Annotated in this window: 14 protein-coding genes and 1 pseudogene; 13 read left to right on the forward strand and 2 right to left on the reverse strand. The window is 69.8% G+C overall.

From position 1 onward, the window contains the following. The 13 genes and pseudogenes from VF632_RS14225 to VF632_RS14285 form a co-directional block, all read left to right on the forward strand. A pseudogene (locus VF632_RS14225) lies at positions 1 to 606 on the forward strand (hypothetical protein); the annotation flags it as partial. A gap of 154 nt (positions 607 to 760) precedes the next feature. Then, complete coding sequence (locus VF632_RS14230) at positions 761 to 928, forward strand: hypothetical protein (RefSeq protein ID WP_331023574.1); 168 nt, start codon at positions 761 to 763, stop codon at positions 926 to 928. A gap of 65 nt (positions 929 to 993) precedes the next feature. Continuing rightward, positions 994 to 3,492, forward strand: coding sequence for a BamA/TamA family outer membrane protein (locus tag VF632_RS14235; RefSeq protein ID WP_331023575.1), 2,499 nt, complete (start codon positions 994 to 996; stop codon positions 3,490 to 3,492). 136 nt (positions 3,493 to 3,628) lie between these two features. After that, positions 3,629 to 4,408 carry a signal peptidase I gene (gene lepB, locus VF632_RS14240; protein WP_331023576.1) on the forward strand — a complete coding sequence of 260 codons (780 nt, stop codon included), beginning with the start codon at positions 3,629 to 3,631 and terminating at the stop codon, positions 4,406 to 4,408. Positions 4,409 to 4,609: 201 nt separating this feature from the next. Further along, positions 4,610 to 5,467 (forward strand): RNA polymerase sigma factor RpoD/SigA, encoded by an 858-nt coding sequence (locus VF632_RS14245; RefSeq protein ID WP_331023577.1) that lies wholly within the window; start codon positions 4,610 to 4,612, stop codon positions 5,465 to 5,467. A gap of 227 nt (positions 5,468 to 5,694) precedes the next feature. Beyond that, a complete protein-coding gene (rplM, locus tag VF632_RS14250; protein ID WP_331023578.1) occupies positions 5,695 to 6,123 on the forward strand; it encodes a 50S ribosomal protein L13 in 429 nt (142 codons plus the stop codon). Between the two features lie 5 nt (positions 6,124 to 6,128). Continuing rightward, on the forward strand, positions 6,129 to 6,521 hold the full coding sequence (rpsI, locus tag VF632_RS14255; protein WP_331023579.1) for a 30S ribosomal protein S9: 393 nt from the start codon (positions 6,129 to 6,131) through the stop codon (positions 6,519 to 6,521). 212 nt (positions 6,522 to 6,733) lie between these two features. Next, positions 6,734 to 7,612 (forward strand): 30S ribosomal protein S2, encoded by an 879-nt coding sequence (gene rpsB, locus VF632_RS14260; protein ID WP_331023580.1) that lies wholly within the window; start codon positions 6,734 to 6,736, stop codon positions 7,610 to 7,612. Between the two features lie 198 nt (positions 7,613 to 7,810). Beyond that, the gene (tsf, locus tag VF632_RS14265; RefSeq protein ID WP_331023581.1) at positions 7,811 to 8,410 is read left to right on the forward strand and encodes a translation elongation factor Ts; all 600 of its coding nucleotides are present in this window, start codon (positions 7,811 to 7,813) and stop codon (positions 8,408 to 8,410) included. Then, entirely contained in the window at positions 8,410 to 9,153 is a 744-nt protein-coding gene (pyrH, locus tag VF632_RS14270; RefSeq protein WP_331023626.1) for a UMP kinase, read from the forward strand. The genes tsf and pyrH overlap by 1 nt, the downstream gene beginning before the upstream one ends. A 52-nt stretch (positions 9,154 to 9,205) precedes the next feature. Next, on the forward strand, positions 9,206 to 9,757 hold the full coding sequence (gene frr / locus VF632_RS14275) for a ribosome recycling factor (RefSeq protein WP_331023582.1): 552 nt from the start codon (positions 9,206 to 9,208) through the stop codon (positions 9,755 to 9,757). 581 nt (positions 9,758 to 10,338) lie between these two features. Beyond that, positions 10,339 to 11,484: a PQQ-binding-like beta-propeller repeat protein gene (locus tag VF632_RS14280; protein WP_331023583.1), complete on the forward strand. Its 1,146-nt coding sequence runs from the start codon at positions 10,339 to 10,341 to the stop codon at positions 11,482 to 11,484. Positions 11,485 to 12,079: 595 nt separating this feature from the next. Next, positions 12,080 to 12,856 carry a hypothetical protein gene (locus tag VF632_RS14285; RefSeq protein ID WP_331023584.1) on the forward strand — a complete coding sequence of 259 codons (777 nt, stop codon included), beginning with the start codon at positions 12,080 to 12,082 and terminating at the stop codon, positions 12,854 to 12,856. 107 nt (positions 12,857 to 12,963) lie between these two features. Here the strand turns inward: VF632_RS14285 and VF632_RS14290 are convergent, their stop codons facing one another. Together VF632_RS14290 and VF632_RS14295 are read right to left on the reverse strand one after the other, a co-directional pair. Beyond that, complete coding sequence (locus VF632_RS14290; protein WP_331023585.1) at positions 12,964 to 13,842, reverse strand: hypothetical protein; 879 nt, start codon at positions 13,840 to 13,842, stop codon at positions 12,964 to 12,966. Between the two features lie 263 nt (positions 13,843 to 14,105). Next, positions 14,106 to 15,164 carry a PA0069 family radical SAM protein gene (locus VF632_RS14295; RefSeq protein WP_331023586.1) on the reverse strand — a complete coding sequence of 353 codons (1,059 nt, stop codon included), beginning with the start codon at positions 15,162 to 15,164 and terminating at the stop codon, positions 14,106 to 14,108. Positions 15,165 to 15,311 lie beyond the last annotated feature (147 nt).

A 15,311-nucleotide genomic window follows, 5' to 3' on the forward strand; every position in this document is an offset into this window, starting at 1 on the left:
CTGGCGGTGCACGGGTACGATTCGCCCGCGCACGCCCCCGACGAGAACTCGACCCTCCGGGGTGAGGACAAGTTCACCTTCACGCCGCGGCTGGTGCTGGGGCTGAAGGCGGCGTTCGGCAACCTGATTCCGCCGCCGCCCGCGCCGATCCTTCCGCCGCCGCCGCCGGTCGTCGTCGATCAGACGCCGCCGCCGCCGCCGCCGGTCGTGAACAACGACCGCGACATCCGGGTGTGCGTGGTCGAGGGTGGTATGCTGCGCGAAGTGACCGCGACGTACAACACGCAGCGGGCCGACACCATGTACCAGGGCCGCCGCTTCAACGAGGCGTTCCCGGCCACCACCGGCTACGCCGGCGGCGCGACGTGGTACATCAACACCGAGCCGATCACGATCAACGGCCGGCGCTACGTGAAGTACGGCCTGCCGCGGGTGCTCGGTGTCACCGAGGTCACGCGCACGGGTGAGTTCCAGGGCGTGAGCGTGTTCGCCGAGGCCGGCGCCACGGGCACTCCGGAAGTGGTGTACGTGCCGGTGCGGACGGGCTGCGAGTTCCAGCCGTACCAGCTCGAGGTGAAGGCCGGCGCGGTGCGCGGCGAGGAGTAATCCTCCCCCGCACGGCTCCAAACGGGAGGGGCGCCCACGGGCGCCCCTCCTTTTTTGTCGTACCCGGGCGCGGCTTCGCACTTGCATCTCCGGGGTGGGAACGCGGATCGGCAGGGCGCCGCGGGCTGCACCCCACTCATCCACTCACCTCACGATGAACAAGTGGCTCCGCATCGCACTCCTGGCGCTGGCCGCATGGGTCGTGCTTTCCATCGTCTTCAAGATCCTGAACGCCGTGATCCACCTGGTGGTGATCGGGGTGATCCTCTTCCTGGTGTACACGGCCATCCGGCGCGGCGGGTTCGGCCGCGGGGTGCGCTGAGCACGCCCGGGCGGGTCCCGCGCATGGGAACGGGGGGTCCGGCGAGGCGCTCGGTGCCGCGCCCGATGGCGATGCTCCTGGCGGGGGTGGCGCTGCTGGCGGGCGCGCCCGCCGCCGCGCAGGACACGACGGTGGTGGCGGGCCCGCGCTACGGCGCCGGCCCGCTCCATCGCACACTCTGGGGCGGGGCCTATCGCGACCTGTGGACCACCCCCGTGCGCGTTCCCGTGCTGAACCCCGACACCTTCGCGGGCGGGCTGCGCGTGCTGGAGGCGGGGGGCGGCCTGGCGACCGAGTCGCTTCGCATGCGTGGGGCAGACGGGCGGGAGTACACGTTCCGCTCGGTGAACAAGACGCCCGAGCGCGGCCTTCCGCCGGACCTGCGCGACGGGCCCGTCGAATCCATCGCCCAGGACCAGGTGGCCAACAAGCATCCCGCGGCCGCCCTGGTCGTCGAGCCGCTGCTGACCGCCGTGGGGCTGCTCCATCCCCGGCCGGCGCTGTACGTGATGCCCGCCCACCCCTTCCTGGGCGAGTTCCGCCGGTTCGCGGGTCGGCTGGGGCAGGTGGAGGTGCGGCCGGAAGACGGCGAGGAGGGCGGGACGTCGTTCGCCGGGGCGGACCGGGTGGTGGGCACGGAGCGGCTGCTGGAGCGGCTGGAAGAATCGCCCGCCGAGCGGCTGGACGCGCGCGAGTACCTGACGGCGCGGCTGATGGACGTGCTTCTGGGCGACTGGGACCGGCACGCCGACCAGTGGCGGTGGGCCGGGTACGAGAGCGGAGACCGGTGGCGCTGGCGCACCGTGCCGCGCGACCGCGACAACGCCTTCAACGACAACCGGGGGCTGCTGCTGGCCCCGGTGCGCGCCGCCTTCCCGCAGCTGACCCGCTTCGGACCGCGGTACGACGACGTCTTCGGCCTGGTGATCCACGCCTCGGACCTGGACCGCCGGCTGCTGTCGGAGCTGGAGTGGCCCGCGTGGGACTCGGCCGCGCGCTTCATCCAGCAGCGGGTGACGGACGAGGCGATCGGCCAGGCCGTCCGCCGCATGCCCCCCGAGTACCAGCCGCTGAGCGCCCCCGGCCTGTCGGCCATCCTGCGAGCCCGGCGCGACAGCCTGCACTCCGCCGCGCGCAGCTTCTACGAGATCCTGGCGAGCGACGTGGACGTCCACGCCACCGACCAGGCGGAGCGCGCCGAGGTGGACCGGCGCGCCGACGGCTCGGTGGAGCTGCGCCTGTATCCCTCCCCCGGGTCGAACGATCCGTACTTCCGCCGCCGCTTCCTCGCCGGCGAGACGCGCGAGGTCCGCGTGTTCCTGCACGGCGGCGACGACCACGCGGCGGCGCGGGGAGCGGCGGCGCCTTCCATCCAGGTGCGGCTCATCGGCGGCGGGGGCGACGACGTGCTCGCCGACTCGTCGAGCGCCGGGGCGCGGATGACGGTGCTTCACGACCATGGCGACGACGACCGGCTGCTGCGGGGCCCGGGGACGGTGATCGACACGCGGGAGTACGATCCCGATCCCCCGCGGTCGATGTTCGGCAACCCGCCGGCCCCCCGCGACTGGGGCTCTTCCTTCGCCCCGGTGGCGCCCTGGGCGGGGTGGGTGACCAACGTGGGACCCATCCTGGGCGCCGGTCCCGTGTGGACCCGCTACGGGTTCCGCCGCCAGCCGTACGCGCGGCAGCTGGCGGTCCGGGGGCTGTACGCGCCGCTGGAGAGCGGGTTGGGGGTGGAGGCGCTGGCGGACTTCCGCCGCACGTCCCTTCCCGGCACGGGCCTCCGCCTTCGCGCGGGAGCGCGCAACTTCGAGGTGATCCGCTTCCACGGCCTGGGCAACGACTCGCCGGAGGACGAGGAGGTGGACTACGAGGCCGCCCACGACGAGCTGATCGCCGAAGCCGCGTGGTACGGTCGGATGGGCCGGCGCGCGTCGTACTCGCTGGGGCCGGTGGTGCGCTGGCGCGACCCTCGTGGCGGCCACCCCCTGCTGGAGGACGTGCGCGGCGGGGATGGACTGGCGCAGGCCGGCGCGGCGGGGGACGTGGTGGTGGACGGGCGCGACACGCTGCCCATCACCCATCGCGGCTGGTGGCTGCGCGCGGGTGCCGCGGCGTACGGGGCCGACGTGGGCACCTTCGGCGGGGTGGACGCCGAGGCGCGGGCCTACCTGCCGCTGGGGCCCGGCCCCATCCTGGCGCTGCGGGCCGGCGGCGAGGTGAACGCCGGCCGGGTGCCCTTCCAGGAGGCGGCGTTCCTGGGGGGATACGGGTCGCTCCGGGGCTACCCCTTCCAGCGGTTCGCCGGCGACGCGGCCGTTTTCGGCACGGCCGAGCTGCGGCAGCCGCTGGGCCAGGTGCGGGTGCTGGTCCGCGGCCGGCTGGGGGTGTTCGGCTTCGGCGAGGCGGGGCGCGTGTACGTGGACGACGCCTCGCCGGGGGACTGGAACCCCTCGTGGGGCGGGGGGCTCTGGTTCGAATCGCTGGGCCGCGTGGCCACGCTCACCTGGGCGCGCGGGGACGGCACTCAGGTGTACGCCGGGCTCGGGCTGCCGTTCTAGGCGGGCCCGTGTCCGCTCCGGCCGGTCCGCCCCCGGCCGGAGGGGGCGCCGCCCTCGGTTCGGGAACGGCGCCCGTCATCACGTGTACGCGTGCGGGGCCCCCCACGCCCGCGACATCCACGCCCGCGGAACCCGAATGGATCATTCCCGCTACGACCTGCCCGACGACGCGCCCCGACCGGCGCCGGCCCAGCCGCCCCGCGCGGCGGCCGAGGCCGAGCACGCCATGAGCACCGGGCGCTGGGTGTGGGAGTGGACCAAGGCCATCAGCACGGCCATCCTGCTCTTCCTGGCCGTGCGCACCTTTGCCGTGGAGGCCTTCAAGATCCCCACGGGGTCGATGGAGGGAACGCTGCTGATCGGCGACTTCCTGCTGGTGAACAAGGCCGTATACGGGGCCGAGATTCCCCTGACGGACCGGCGCCTGCCGGCCTTCGCAAACCCCACGCGCGGCGACGTGGTGGTGTTCCTGCCCCCGCACGACCCCCACAAGAACTACGTCAAGCGGATCGTGGGGATGCCCGGCGACACGCTGGAGATGCGCCACAAGGTGCTGTACCGCAACGGCCAGCCGCAGGACGAGCCGTTCGCGCGGCACACCGACCCGCTGGGCGACCCGGCCGACCCGCGCATGGAGTGGCAGCTGGAGTTCCTGACCGATCCCGGCCAGACCTACCGCACCTACCGTCCTTCGCGCGACAACTGGGGCCCGCTGTGGGTTCCGCCCGGAAAGTTCTTTGCCCTGGGCGACAACCGCGACCGGTCGGAAGACTCGCGCTACTGGGGGTTTCTGGACGCCACGTCCATCAAGGGCCGTCCCATGTTCGTGTACTACTCGTTCCAGGACGACATCGCCGAGCAGTTCGACTGGCTGACCGGCGTTCGCTGGGCGCGCATCGGCGAGGTCATCCACTAGGCAGACGCGGCGACGCACGCTTCCCGTCACGTTCGACAAAAAGTTTCCCGGAGGGGTTGACAGTTTCGGGCCGCCTTTCCATGTTCCGTAGCAGCCCCGCGACCCCGCGGGACCGCATGCCTCTCCGCAGTGCCGCTCTCATATGCGCGTTTCCCGGGCCCGCCCTCACGGCCCGCCGCTTCCGTCTCCCGGAGCACGCCGATGTCGTTCAGCCCCGCCAAGAAACTCCAGGCCGAATCCGAATCGCTGGACCAGTACCTCCGCGAGATCAGCGCCTTTCCGCTGATCGACCGCGACGAGGAGTGCCGGCTGGCGCGCCGCATTCGCGACGGCGAGCCCGACGCGATGGAAGGGCTGGTTCGCTCCAACCTGCGGTTCGTGGTGGCGGTGGCCAAGAAGTACCAGAACCAGGGCGTGTCGCTGGCCGACCTGATCAACGAGGGCAACATCGGGCTGATGCGCGCCGCGCGGAAGTTCGACGAGACCAAGGGCATCAAGTTCATCTCCTACGCCGTCTGGTGGATCCGCCAGGCCATCCTGCAGGCGCTGGCCGAGCAGTCGCGCATCGTGCGCGTGCCGCTGAGCCGCGCGGGGGCAGTACACCGCATCGGCAAGCGCAGCTCGGCGCTCACGCAGGAGCTGGGGCGCGAGCCCACGCTGCAGGAGATCGCCTCGGAGCTGGAGGTGCCCGAAGACGAGATCAGCCACGCGCTGGCCATGTCGCAGGTGTACCTTTCGCTCGACGCCCCCCTGGTGCCCGGCGAAGACGGGCAGCTGCTGGACTACCTGCAGGACAGCCTGTCGCCGGGGCCCGACGACGAGGTGTACGAATCGGCCCTGAAGCGCAGCATCGACGACGCGCTGGGCACGCTGACGGAGCGCGAGGCCAAGGTGCTGCGCCTGTACTTTGGCCTGGGCGACACCGACCCGATGACGCTGGAGCAGATCGGCGAAAACTTCGGCATCACGCGCGAGCGGGTGCGGCAGATCAAGGAAAAGGCGCTGCTCCGCCTTCGGCACCAGTCGCGCGCGCGGTTCCTGGAAACCTTCCTGGCCTGACGGGCGGGCCCGGGGAGTTGGGGGCGGGGGCGCACCGGGGTGCGCCCCCGCTCTCGTTTTCGTCCGGTGCCACGGGTTGACAGGACGCCCCGGATTGTGTATCGTAGCGGTCTGTCCCGACCACGCCACTCCGCCTCGGGCCGGTGCCGGAGGCGGGATTTTTGTCTGTCAAACAACCAGTCGCCGCCCGGATCAGCCCGAGTGCTCCCGGCGCGCAAGTGAGTACGATGAAGACGTATTCCGTTAAGGCGGGGGAAATCGAGCACAAGTGGTTCGTCGTCGACGCGGGGGGCAAGATCCTCGGCCGCGTGGCGACGGAGATCGCGCGAGTGCTGCGCGGCAAGCACAAGCCGATTTTCACCCCGCACCTGGACACCGGCGACTACGTCGTGGTCATCAACGCGGACAAGGTCCGGCTGAGCGGCAACAAGGCCGACCAGAAGACCTACTTCAAGCACACCGGCTACATGGGCGGGGAAAAGTTCATCCCCTTCCGTGAAATGCTGGACAAGCACCCCGAGCGGGTGATCGAGCTTGCGGTGAAGGGCATGCTGCCCAAGAACGCGCTGGGCAAGCAGCTTCGCAAGAAGCTGAAGGTGTACGCCGGCGCGGAGCATCCGCACCAGGCCCAGAATCCCGAGCCCCTCACTTTCTGACCATCATGGCGACGGAACAGTTCAACGCAGTCGGACGCCGCAAGACCTCGGTGGCGCGCGTGTACCTGCGCCCCGGAAACGGCGCGTGGGACGTCAACGGCCGCACGCTGGAGGCGCACCTGCCCCGCCACGTGCTGCGCCAGTCGGCCACCCGCCCGCTGGTGGCCACGCAGACCGAAGGCCAGTACGACGTGAAAGTGACGGTGGTGGGCGGCGGTGTCCGCGGCCAGGCCGACGCCATTCGCCTGGGGGTGGCCCGCGCGCTGCTCAAGATCAACGAGGACTTCCGCCGCACCCTGCGCGCCGAGGGCCTGCTGACCCGCGACCCGCGCGAGGTGGAGCGCAAGAAGCCCGGACGTCCGGGCGCCCGCAAGCGCTTCCAGTTCTCCAAGCGCTGATCGGGAGCGCCGGCATGCGGTGCCGGGGTGGCCTTGGGCCGTCCCGGCACGCGCGTTTGCCGAAATCCCGGTTCATCAAGCACACCGCCCGACGCCCACGTCCGGGTGCCGCCCCGTAAGAGGAGCGGTCGGACGGGCGAACGACGGCGGTGGAAGCCCGGGCCCCGGGGTGGGGCCGCAGGGAAAACCGCATACCGTCAGGACGAAAACCGATGGCCGTACCCCAGATCCAGGAACTTCTCGAGGCCGGTGTCCATTTCGGGCACCAGACCAGCCGCTGGAACCCGAAGATGCGCAAGTTCATCTTCGCGGAGCGCAACGGCATCTACATCATCGACCTCAAGAAGACGGTCCGCCAGATCGAGCTTGCGCAGGAGCTGGTGCGCACGGTCGTTTCGCGCGGCGACCGCATCCTGTTCGTCTGCACCAAGAAGCAGCTGAAGGCCGTGGTGGAGAGCGTGGCCGAGCGCAGCGGCTCGTTCTACGTGACGGAGCGCTGGCTGGGCGGCATGCTCACCAACTTCACGACGGTCAAGAAGCAGATCCGCCGCCTCCGCGAGCTGGAGCGCGGGGTGGACGAGGGCGCCTTCGAGCACTACACGAAGAAGGAGCGCCTGATGCTGGACCGGGAGCGCGAGCGCCTGGAGAAGTACCTGAACGGCGTCAAGGACATGGCCCGGCTTCCCGGCGCTCTGTTCGTGGTCGACAGCAAGCGTGAGCACATCGCCATCTCCGAGGCCCGCAAGCTGGGCATCCCGGTGATCGCCATCGCCGACACCAACGCCGACCCCGACCTGCTGACGGTGCCCATCGCGGGCAACGACGACGCCATCCGCTCGGTCGAGGTGATCAGCAACGCGCTCGCCGACGCCGTGCTCGAGGCCCGCGCGGCCATGCCGGCCGACGACCGCCGTCGCGCCGAAGAGCCCGAGGCCACCACGTACAGCAGCGAGACGGGCGCCAGCCAGCCCGCCGACCGCGGCGACGACCGGGGCCAGAAGCGCCGCCCGCGCCGCAAGCGCCGGCCGCGCACCGACGCCATCGCCGGGGTGATCGGCGGCGGCTCCGACGAGGGCGGCGACGCCGAGTAGTCACCGCGCCGACGGCGGAAGCTTTGCAGGGGGCCCGGCGCGCGTTTGCCGGCGCCCCCTTTTGTTTCCGCGCCGCGTGCGGCGCGTTTGCCCGGCGGGGTTGCGCTCGCGCCCCGCAGGCCCGAAAATCCGGCGCCCCGGCTTTCGTCCGCGGGCCACTGACCTACACGACCAATCCTTCGGGACGGAAAGAAGACGATGTCCAACGCGATCAGCGCACAGGCGGTCAAGGAGCTCCGCGACCGCACCGCGGCCGGGATGATGGAGTGCAAGAACGCGCTCATGGAGTCGGGCGGCGACATGGAGGCGGCCATCGACATCCTGCGCGCGCGCGGCGCGGCCAAGGCGGCCAAGCGCGCCGACCGCGAGGCACGCGACGGCGTGATCGGCAGCTACATCCACATGGGCGGCAAGATCGGCGTGCTGGTGGAGGTGAACTGCGAAACCGACTTCGTGGCCAAGACCGACGCCTTTCAGCAGCTGGTGCGCGACGTGGCGATGCACATCGCCGCGGCCAACCCGGTGGCCATCCGCCGCGAGGATTTTCCCTCGGAGCTGGTGGAGCGCGAGCGCGGCGTGTACCGCGAGCAGATGCGCGAGTCGGGGAAGCCCGAGAAGATCTGGGACAAGATCGTGGACGGCAAGCTGGAGAAGTTCTTCGCCGACCAGGCGCTGCTGGAGCAGCCCTTCGTGAAGAACCCCGACGTGACGGTGGGCGCGCTGATCACCGAGGTGTCGGGGAAGACCGGCGAAAAGATCGACGTTCGCCGGTTCACCCGCTACGCGCTGGGCGAGTGATGGCCGACACCGGCGAGGCCGGGCAGGGCGGGGAGCTGTTCTACCGCCGCGTTCTCCTGAAGATTTCCGGCGAGGCGCTGGCCGGGGAGCAGAAGTTCGGCATCAGCCCGCCGGTGGTGGACCGCCTGGTGGAGGAGATCCGCATCGTCCACGAGATGGGCGTGGCGCTGGGGCTGGTGGTGGGCGGCGGCAACATCGTCCGCGGCACCACCGCCAGCGCCGCGGGGATGGACCGGGTGAGCGCCGACTACATGGGCATGCTGGCAACGGTCATCAACGCGCTGGCCCTGCAGAACTCGCTGGAGCGCCGGGGCATCCACTCGCGCGTGCTGACGGCCATCCGCATGGAGCAGCTGGCCGAGCCGTACATCCGGCGCCGCGCCATCAGCCACCTGGAAAAGGGGCGCGTGGTGCTCTTTGCCGGCGGCACCGGCAACCCGTACTTTTCCACCGATACGGCGGCGGTGCTGCGCGGCATCGAGATGAACGCCGACGTGATCGTCAAGGCCACCAAGGTGGACGGCATCTACTCGGCCGACCCCAAGAAGGACGCCAGCGCCGAGTTCATCCCCGACATCACCTACATGCAGGCGCTTTCGCGCGAGCTGGGGGTGATGGACGCGGCGGCGCTGTCGCTGTGCAAGGACAACGACATTCCCATCGTGGTGCTAAACCTCGATGACGAGGGCGCGGTGGCCCGCCTGGTGCGCGGCGAGCGGATCGGCACGCTGGTTCACTCGTAGCCGCCGGCTTTCGCGCGGTTTTCACGAACTTTTGCATCCCCGGACGGACGACATGTCGAGCCAGCAGAAAGCCAAGCAGCGGATGGAGGGCGCCCTGGAGGCGCTGCGCCGCGAGTTCGCCAACGTGCGCACCGGCAAGGCCAGCCCGGCGCTGCTGGACAGCGTGCGGGTAGAGGCGTACGGCTCGATGGTGCCGCTGAATCAGGTGGGCACGGTGAGCGCCCCCGAGCCGCGCATGCTGACGGTGCAGCCCTGGGACAAGAGCCTCATCAAGAAGATCGAGTACGCCATCCGCGAGTCGGACATGGGGTACAACCCGTCAAACGACGGCAACCTGATCCGCGTGCCCGTGCCGGCCCTTACCGAGGAGCGGCGCAAGGAATACGTGAAGATGCTTCACAAGCTGGCTGAGGAGGGCCGCGTCTCCATCCGCCAGGTGCGCAAGGACGCCAACGACGAGGTCAAGGCGCGCCAGAAGAAGGAGGGGCTGTCGGAGGACGACATCCGCCGCGAGCAGGGCGAGGTGCAGAAGCTGACCGACCAGTACATCGCCAAGGTCGATGAGCTGCTGAAGCACAAGGAAGCCGACGTGATGGAGGTCTGATCCGGGTCCACGGGTCGGATAGGCGGCGCGGGGGCGCACGAGTGATCGTGCGCCCCCGTTTCGTTTCCTCTCCTGCTTGTTCGCATCGCCGGTACCGTGCGTTGCTGCGCATCCTGCGCCTCATGTCGATCTTTTGGATGCGTTCTGGGTCGTTCTTCGCAAGTGAATGTTCTGCAACACCGTTTCTCTACACAGCAAAAAGTGAATACGGCATTGTCTGTTCCCGCAAGAATACCCGGAACGAAGTTGTTGATTCCTTACGAACCTTACATTATCGTGTAACTGCCGGGAAGGAGCGTCGTCCCCCCGGTGAAAGAGCATCCGTTCCCCCTTACCTGGAGTTCACCAACCAGCTGAACTCCACGTAGAACCGTTCCTGCGGGCCGGCATCGAGGTGGACGCGGGCAACCGCTGGTCGTTGATGAGGCTCCTCGGCGACTTTCGAACGGAACGTACCCGGGTGTTCAGCGGCCAAAGCCCGGATGGTGAATGGAGGCCGACAGCCACACGGGCGAAACGACCCGCCCTGCACGGTACACACGCATCAGGAACGCGATGCAGGCTATGGGAGTCGGTTTGCGATGAGTCTGCGCTTTTCCGCCGCGGCCCTCCTTGTGGGGGCCGCGTGTGGTGCCTGCACAGAGGGTGGAACGACCCCCAAGTCGGGGCCAGGATCACACTCCGGGGTCGACCAGCTATTCCGGACGCCCGTAAGGGCTCAGTTTCGTTCCCAACTGCCGTCCATAGACACCGAACGCCTCTACGCGGACTACGACGGCGGCGGGCCCATTGTAGCCCTGAGCAGGGCTACGGGCGAAGAGGTGTGGCGCTACGCCCGCCCGTTCGGCGGCCCGGCGAGCGTGTCTATCCACCAGGGCAGAGTGCTGTTTGCTGGTTCGTACGCCATTGCGCTCGATCCCGCCAGCGGGCACGAGTTGTGGCGCTATGACGTGGGCGGAAACGCCAGCCTTGGGGTAGCCAGTGCGCATGCCGGCGGCTTCTACTTCGGCACCGACCGATTCATCTTCGGCCTTTCGGTACAGGACGGCTCCCTGTTATGGCGGACGGAGGTGGGGCCGGGATGGCGCTACCGGGGCATCGTGCGGGGGGTGTCGGCCTCGGGCGATACGGTGTACGCAAACGTGGAGCAGTACCTGGCGGAGAACGGCCACTTGGCCGTGGGCCATGTCTTCGCCCTGGACCGCCGTACGGGTGCCATCCTGTGGCAGTACACGGAAGGCGACGGCACCGACCGGCACTGGTTCCTGAACGAGCCCGTGGTGGCCGGGCAGTACATTCTGCTGAGCGACCATGAGCGGAACGTGTGGGTTGCGCTGGACCGCATGACGGGACAGCTGCGCTGGAAGACACCCGGAGACCAGGACCGGTACTTCGGCGCCTTGGACGCGCCCAAGGTGTCGGGTGACACCGTCTACGCCGCTTCTGCCGACCGCTGGGTGACGGCGATGGACTTGCGAACCGGGGCGGTGCTGTGGGCAACCCGGCTGGGGGGCAGCGTGGACGCAATCACGTTGTGTGGAAACCGGGTTCTGGCGCATGACATGGTGCTGCACGTGCTGGACAGGACCACCGGTAAGCTGCTCAAAGTCGTTACGGAGGACACGCCGGGATACAGCACGCTGCTGGTCAGCAAGTTCGCGTCTGATGGCCGGCACGCCTACGTGCTAGGGAACCGGTTCGCGTACGGCTATCGCTGCCCGGAGTAGGCTTGGGCGGCGGCCACCTTCTCGCGCGAGAGGATGCGATGGAACGGATCGTTCGGGCGGCGGGCGCCGTGGCGGGCTTGCTTGTGCTCTGCCTCGCCGCGCCCGCGGCAGCGCAGGCCGATTCTCCCCCTGAACGAGTGACCGTGAGTGCGCCAGCGGCGTCCGCGACGCTCCCGATACCCATGACGTGTCTGCTCTGCGAACCGGCGCCGTTGATGCCGGTCCGTCGGCCCGATGCCCGTGTGGATGGGCTGGCTCTGCCGAAAGGCGTGGCTCCGGTGATCGGGGGTGTGGTGGGCGCGGTCGTCGGATTCGTGGTAATGCGGATCGCGTGCGCGAACCGGTCCTGCGAGATGGCCGACCTGGGCGGGATTCTCGGTGGCGCCGTCGTTGGAGTGGTAATTGGCGAAACCCTCGAAGGTACGCTGCCGCGTTCGCCGAGGTGGTAGGCGGGGCTCCGGGGCGGACGGGGGCGCACGGGTGATCGTGCGCCCCCGTCAGCCTTTCCGCGCTGCGTTCTTGCCGTCGGTCGGTTGCGCTGCCTATCCTGTCGTCCGTCCGCCGCGATCCAGAGACAGCCCTCACGCGCTTCCCGATGTCGATTTCCGTTCCGCCGATCTCCTCCAACTCGGGCACCGCGCCTGCGAACTCGGCGCTGCCGGTGGACGCCGGGGTGCCGGGGCTGGAGCCGGCGCGGATCATCGAGACGGTGCGGGCGCTGGGCGACCGGGTGAGCGAACGCTTTCCGGGGAGCGGGCTGTCGCGCTTGGCGATGCAGATGCTGGGGATCGCCCAGCGGACGGTGGAGAACGTGCGCTGGGTGCAGGAGCCCATCCTGTGGGTGCGTTTCGCGGTGGGGCTGGTGATCCTGCTGCTGATGGCGCTGCTGGCCGGCATCGCCATGCGGCTGGACGTGCGCGCCGAGGGAGCGGGCACGCTGGACCTGCTGCAGGCCACGGAAGCCGTCATCAACGAGTTGATCCTGCTGGGCGCGGCCGTCCTGTTCCTGGTGACGGTGGAGGGACGGATCAAGCGGCGGCGCGCGCTGCAGGCGTTGCGGGAGCTTCGCGCACTGGCGCACATCGTCGACATGCACCAGCTGACCAAGGACCCAGACCGCCACCTGCACGGCAGCCCCGCCCAGGACACTCCATCGTCGCCCACCCGCACGCTGACGCGGTTCGAGCTGGCCCGGTACCTGGACTATTGCAGCGAGATGCTGGCGCTGAACAGCAAGCTGGCGGCGCTGTACGCGCAGACGCTGGACGACCCCGTGGTGCTGGCGGCGGTGGACGAGGTGGAAACGCTCACCACCGGGTTGTGCGCCAAGATCTGGCAGAAGCTGGTGATCGTGAACCAGGCGCCTCCGTGAGAGTGCGGGAGTGCGGGAGTGCGGGAGTGCGGGAGTGCGGGAGTGCGGAGGAGGCGAGACCCCGGGCGGCGCGGCCGTCCGGGGTCTCGTCGTCTCGTGCGTCGCCGTCAGGGGCGGGCGTCGGGCGCCAGCAGAAAGCGGGGGTGCGCCATGCTCCGCACGAACGGGGGAACGGATTGCAGCCACGGCGCCGGCCCCTCGGCGTCCAGCCGCGCGTCGGCGCTCACCAGGCGGCGGTGAAGCACCAGCGTGGGGAGCACGCGGTCGCCGCCGGGGCCGTGCTGCACGGCATCGCGCAGCACAACGAAGGATTGGTCACCGTGCAGCTTGGCGTGCAGCCCGTGCGACATCCCCGACAGCACGTGCCCTTCGGAGGTGCGGAACAGGTGCGACTCGGGGGCGTGGTTGCCCGGAAGGCGCCCGCGGTCTACCGAGGGGTTCGCCGTGCGGAAGTCGAACGCGTAGTCCACCGAGTCTACGTCCAGGAACATCGACCGGGGCGTCTCACCCGCCCGCATCCGCGCCTGGAACTCGGGGATGGTTTCGTCGGCCGACGGCATCAGCAGCTCCACCAGGTGCGACGGCCGCGCGATCCGCGAGAGTCCCAGGTCCTTGGGGGGCGCGCACAGGTAGTGGCACAGTGACCGGCGCGCGTGCGGCTGCCCCGCGGCGGCCTGCCGGGCGAAGCGCACCGCGGAGACCAGCAGGTGGGGCAGCCCCCGGACCCGCAGCCCCACCAGCTCCCAGAACGCGTCCTCCTCCTCGCGCACCAGGAAGAGCGAGGGGGACCCGGGCTGCGCGGCGGCGCCCTGCTCGCGGTGCTGTGCGAGGACGCGGAGCAGGGTGGCCACGTGCGCCAGGTGCCGTCCCCCCGGCGGAGGCGGCGCGGCGACGGCGGGCTGATCGCGCACCAGCGTCAGGCGCGGCGGGGACACAGTCACCTGCGCATGCGACGGAGGCGCGGACTTCAGGGCGGCGGCGTACATGATGGGTATCCAGGCAGGGGAGGCGGGGCGGTGTGACCTCTCCCTGTGCGAGCCGGATGCCGTGAAGCGCCTATGACGTAAGTCGTTGTTGCAGAGCAGGTTGGGAGATTGTCGACGGGCGGAGGGCACACCAGTCTGTGTCCGGATTCCGTACGGCGTCGCCCGCGATCCGCCGAAACGCCGCGCCGTGGCTACCAAATTCCCCATGTCCGGATTCCGTACGCCGCTCGGAAGCGGGCCGGTCCGGGCGAGGCGGGTACGCGTCAGTCGAACAGTCCCATCTGCCCAGCCGGATGCGGCCGGTGGAAGGCGGCCGTGGACAGGGGAGGCAGCTCTTCGGTGAGGCCCGACTTGCGGCAGGCGGTGGCGAACAGCGCCCCCATCTGCACCGCGAAGATCCCCTCGCCTCGCATGCGGGTGCCCCACTGCGGATCGTACAGCTTGCCCCCGCGGATGGCGCGGATACGGTTGAGCACCTTGTCCTTGCGATCCGGGAAGTGCGTGGCAAGCCAGGTTTCGAACAACTCCTTGAGCGCGAACGGCAGGCGCAGCGGGATGTAGCCGGCCGCGGTGGCGCCCGCCTCGGCGGCGGCGGCGGCGATGGCCGGCATCTCGTGGTCCGTGAGCCCGGGGACGACGGGCGCAATCAGCACGCGCACGGGGATGCCGGCGGCGGAGAGCACGCGGATGGCCTCCAGCCGGCGCGCGGGGGTGCTGGCGCGCGGCTCCATCACCCGCTGCAGCTTTTCGTCCAGCGTGGTTACCGAGATGTTGACCGCGGCGGCGCCGTACGAGGCAAGCTCGCCCAGCAGGTCGGCGTCGCGCGTGACCAGGTGGTTCTTGGTGACGATGCCCACCGGGTTGCGGAACTCGGCGAGCACTTCCAGGCATTGGCGGGTGATGCCCAGCTTGCGCTCCGCCGGCTGGTATGGGTCGGTGACGCCGCTGATGGCGATGGGCTGCGGCTTCCACCGGGGCGACTGCAGCTCCTTGCGCAGCAGCTCGGGCGCGTCGTGCTTCACCAGGATCTTCGTCTCGAAGTCCAGCCCCGACGAGAAGCCCAGGTACTCGTGCGTGGGGCGGGCGAAGCAGTACACGCAGCCGTGCTCGCAGCCGCGGTACGGGTTCAGGCTGGCGTCGAACGGGATGTCGGGGCTGTCGTTGCGCGTGATGATGCCGCGCGTGTGGTCTCGCATCAATTGCGTGCGCGGGCCGGGCTCGTCCGGATCGAACGCCTCGTCGTCGGGAACGAACTCAGCCGATTCGAACCGGTTCCTGGGATTGTGCGCGGTGCCGCGCCCGCGGAGCTGAACCAGCTGCATCTCGGGACCGTCCGGCTGGTGTGGGGGGAGCTTCTTTCGCACACAATGTACACCGAATGAACACCGAAAGCAATCCCCCTGGCCCGTGCTCGCCATTGTGCTTCGGCGCGGCGCGCGTGAGAATCAGGGAGCCGCCCGCTTCGGGGA

It is taken from the genome of Longimicrobium sp. (genome assembly GCF_036388275.1).
GTDB lineage: Bacteria > Gemmatimonadota > Gemmatimonadetes > Longimicrobiales > Longimicrobiaceae > Longimicrobium.

Bases quoted from the DNA above. Each gene is read 5' to 3' on its own strand.
- rpsI (WP_331023579.1), top strand. From the start codon at position 6,129: ATGGCGACGGAACAGTTCAACGCAGTCGGACGCCGCAAGACCTCGGTG.
- VF632_RS14230 (WP_331023574.1), top strand. From the start codon at position 761: ATGAACAAGTGGCTCCGCATCGCACTCCTGGCGCTGGCCGCATGGGTC.
- rplM (WP_331023578.1), top strand. From the start codon at position 5,695: ATGAAGACGTATTCCGTTAAGGCGGGGGAAATCGAGCACAAGTGGTTC.
- VF632_RS14235 (WP_331023575.1), top strand. From the start codon at position 994: ATGGCGATGCTCCTGGCGGGGGTGGCGCTGCTGGCGGGCGCGCCCGCC.
- tsf (WP_331023581.1), top strand. From the start codon at position 7,811: ATGTCCAACGCGATCAGCGCACAGGCGGTCAAGGAGCTCCGCGACCGC.
- lepB (WP_331023576.1), top strand. From the start codon at position 3,629: ATGGATCATTCCCGCTACGACCTGCCCGACGACGCGCCCCGACCGGCG.
- VF632_RS14245 (WP_331023577.1), top strand. From the start codon at position 4,610: ATGTCGTTCAGCCCCGCCAAGAAACTCCAGGCCGAATCCGAATCGCTG.
- VF632_RS14290 (WP_331023585.1), bottom strand. From the start codon at position 13,842: ATGTACGCCGCCGCCCTGAAGTCCGCGCCTCCGTCGCATGCGCAGGTG.
- VF632_RS14280 (WP_331023583.1), top strand. From the start codon at position 10,339: ATGAGTCTGCGCTTTTCCGCCGCGGCCCTCCTTGTGGGGGCCGCGTGT.
- pyrH (WP_331023626.1), top strand. From the start codon at position 8,410: ATGGCCGACACCGGCGAGGCCGGGCAGGGCGGGGAGCTGTTCTACCGC.
- VF632_RS14285 (WP_331023584.1), top strand. From the start codon at position 12,080: ATGTCGATTTCCGTTCCGCCGATCTCCTCCAACTCGGGCACCGCGCCT.
- VF632_RS14295 (WP_331023586.1), bottom strand. From the start codon at position 15,164: ATGCAGCTGGTTCAGCTCCGCGGGCGCGGCACCGCGCACAATCCCAGG.
- frr (WP_331023582.1), top strand. From the start codon at position 9,206: ATGTCGAGCCAGCAGAAAGCCAAGCAGCGGATGGAGGGCGCCCTGGAG.
- rpsB (WP_331023580.1), top strand. From the start codon at position 6,734: ATGGCCGTACCCCAGATCCAGGAACTTCTCGAGGCCGGTGTCCATTTC.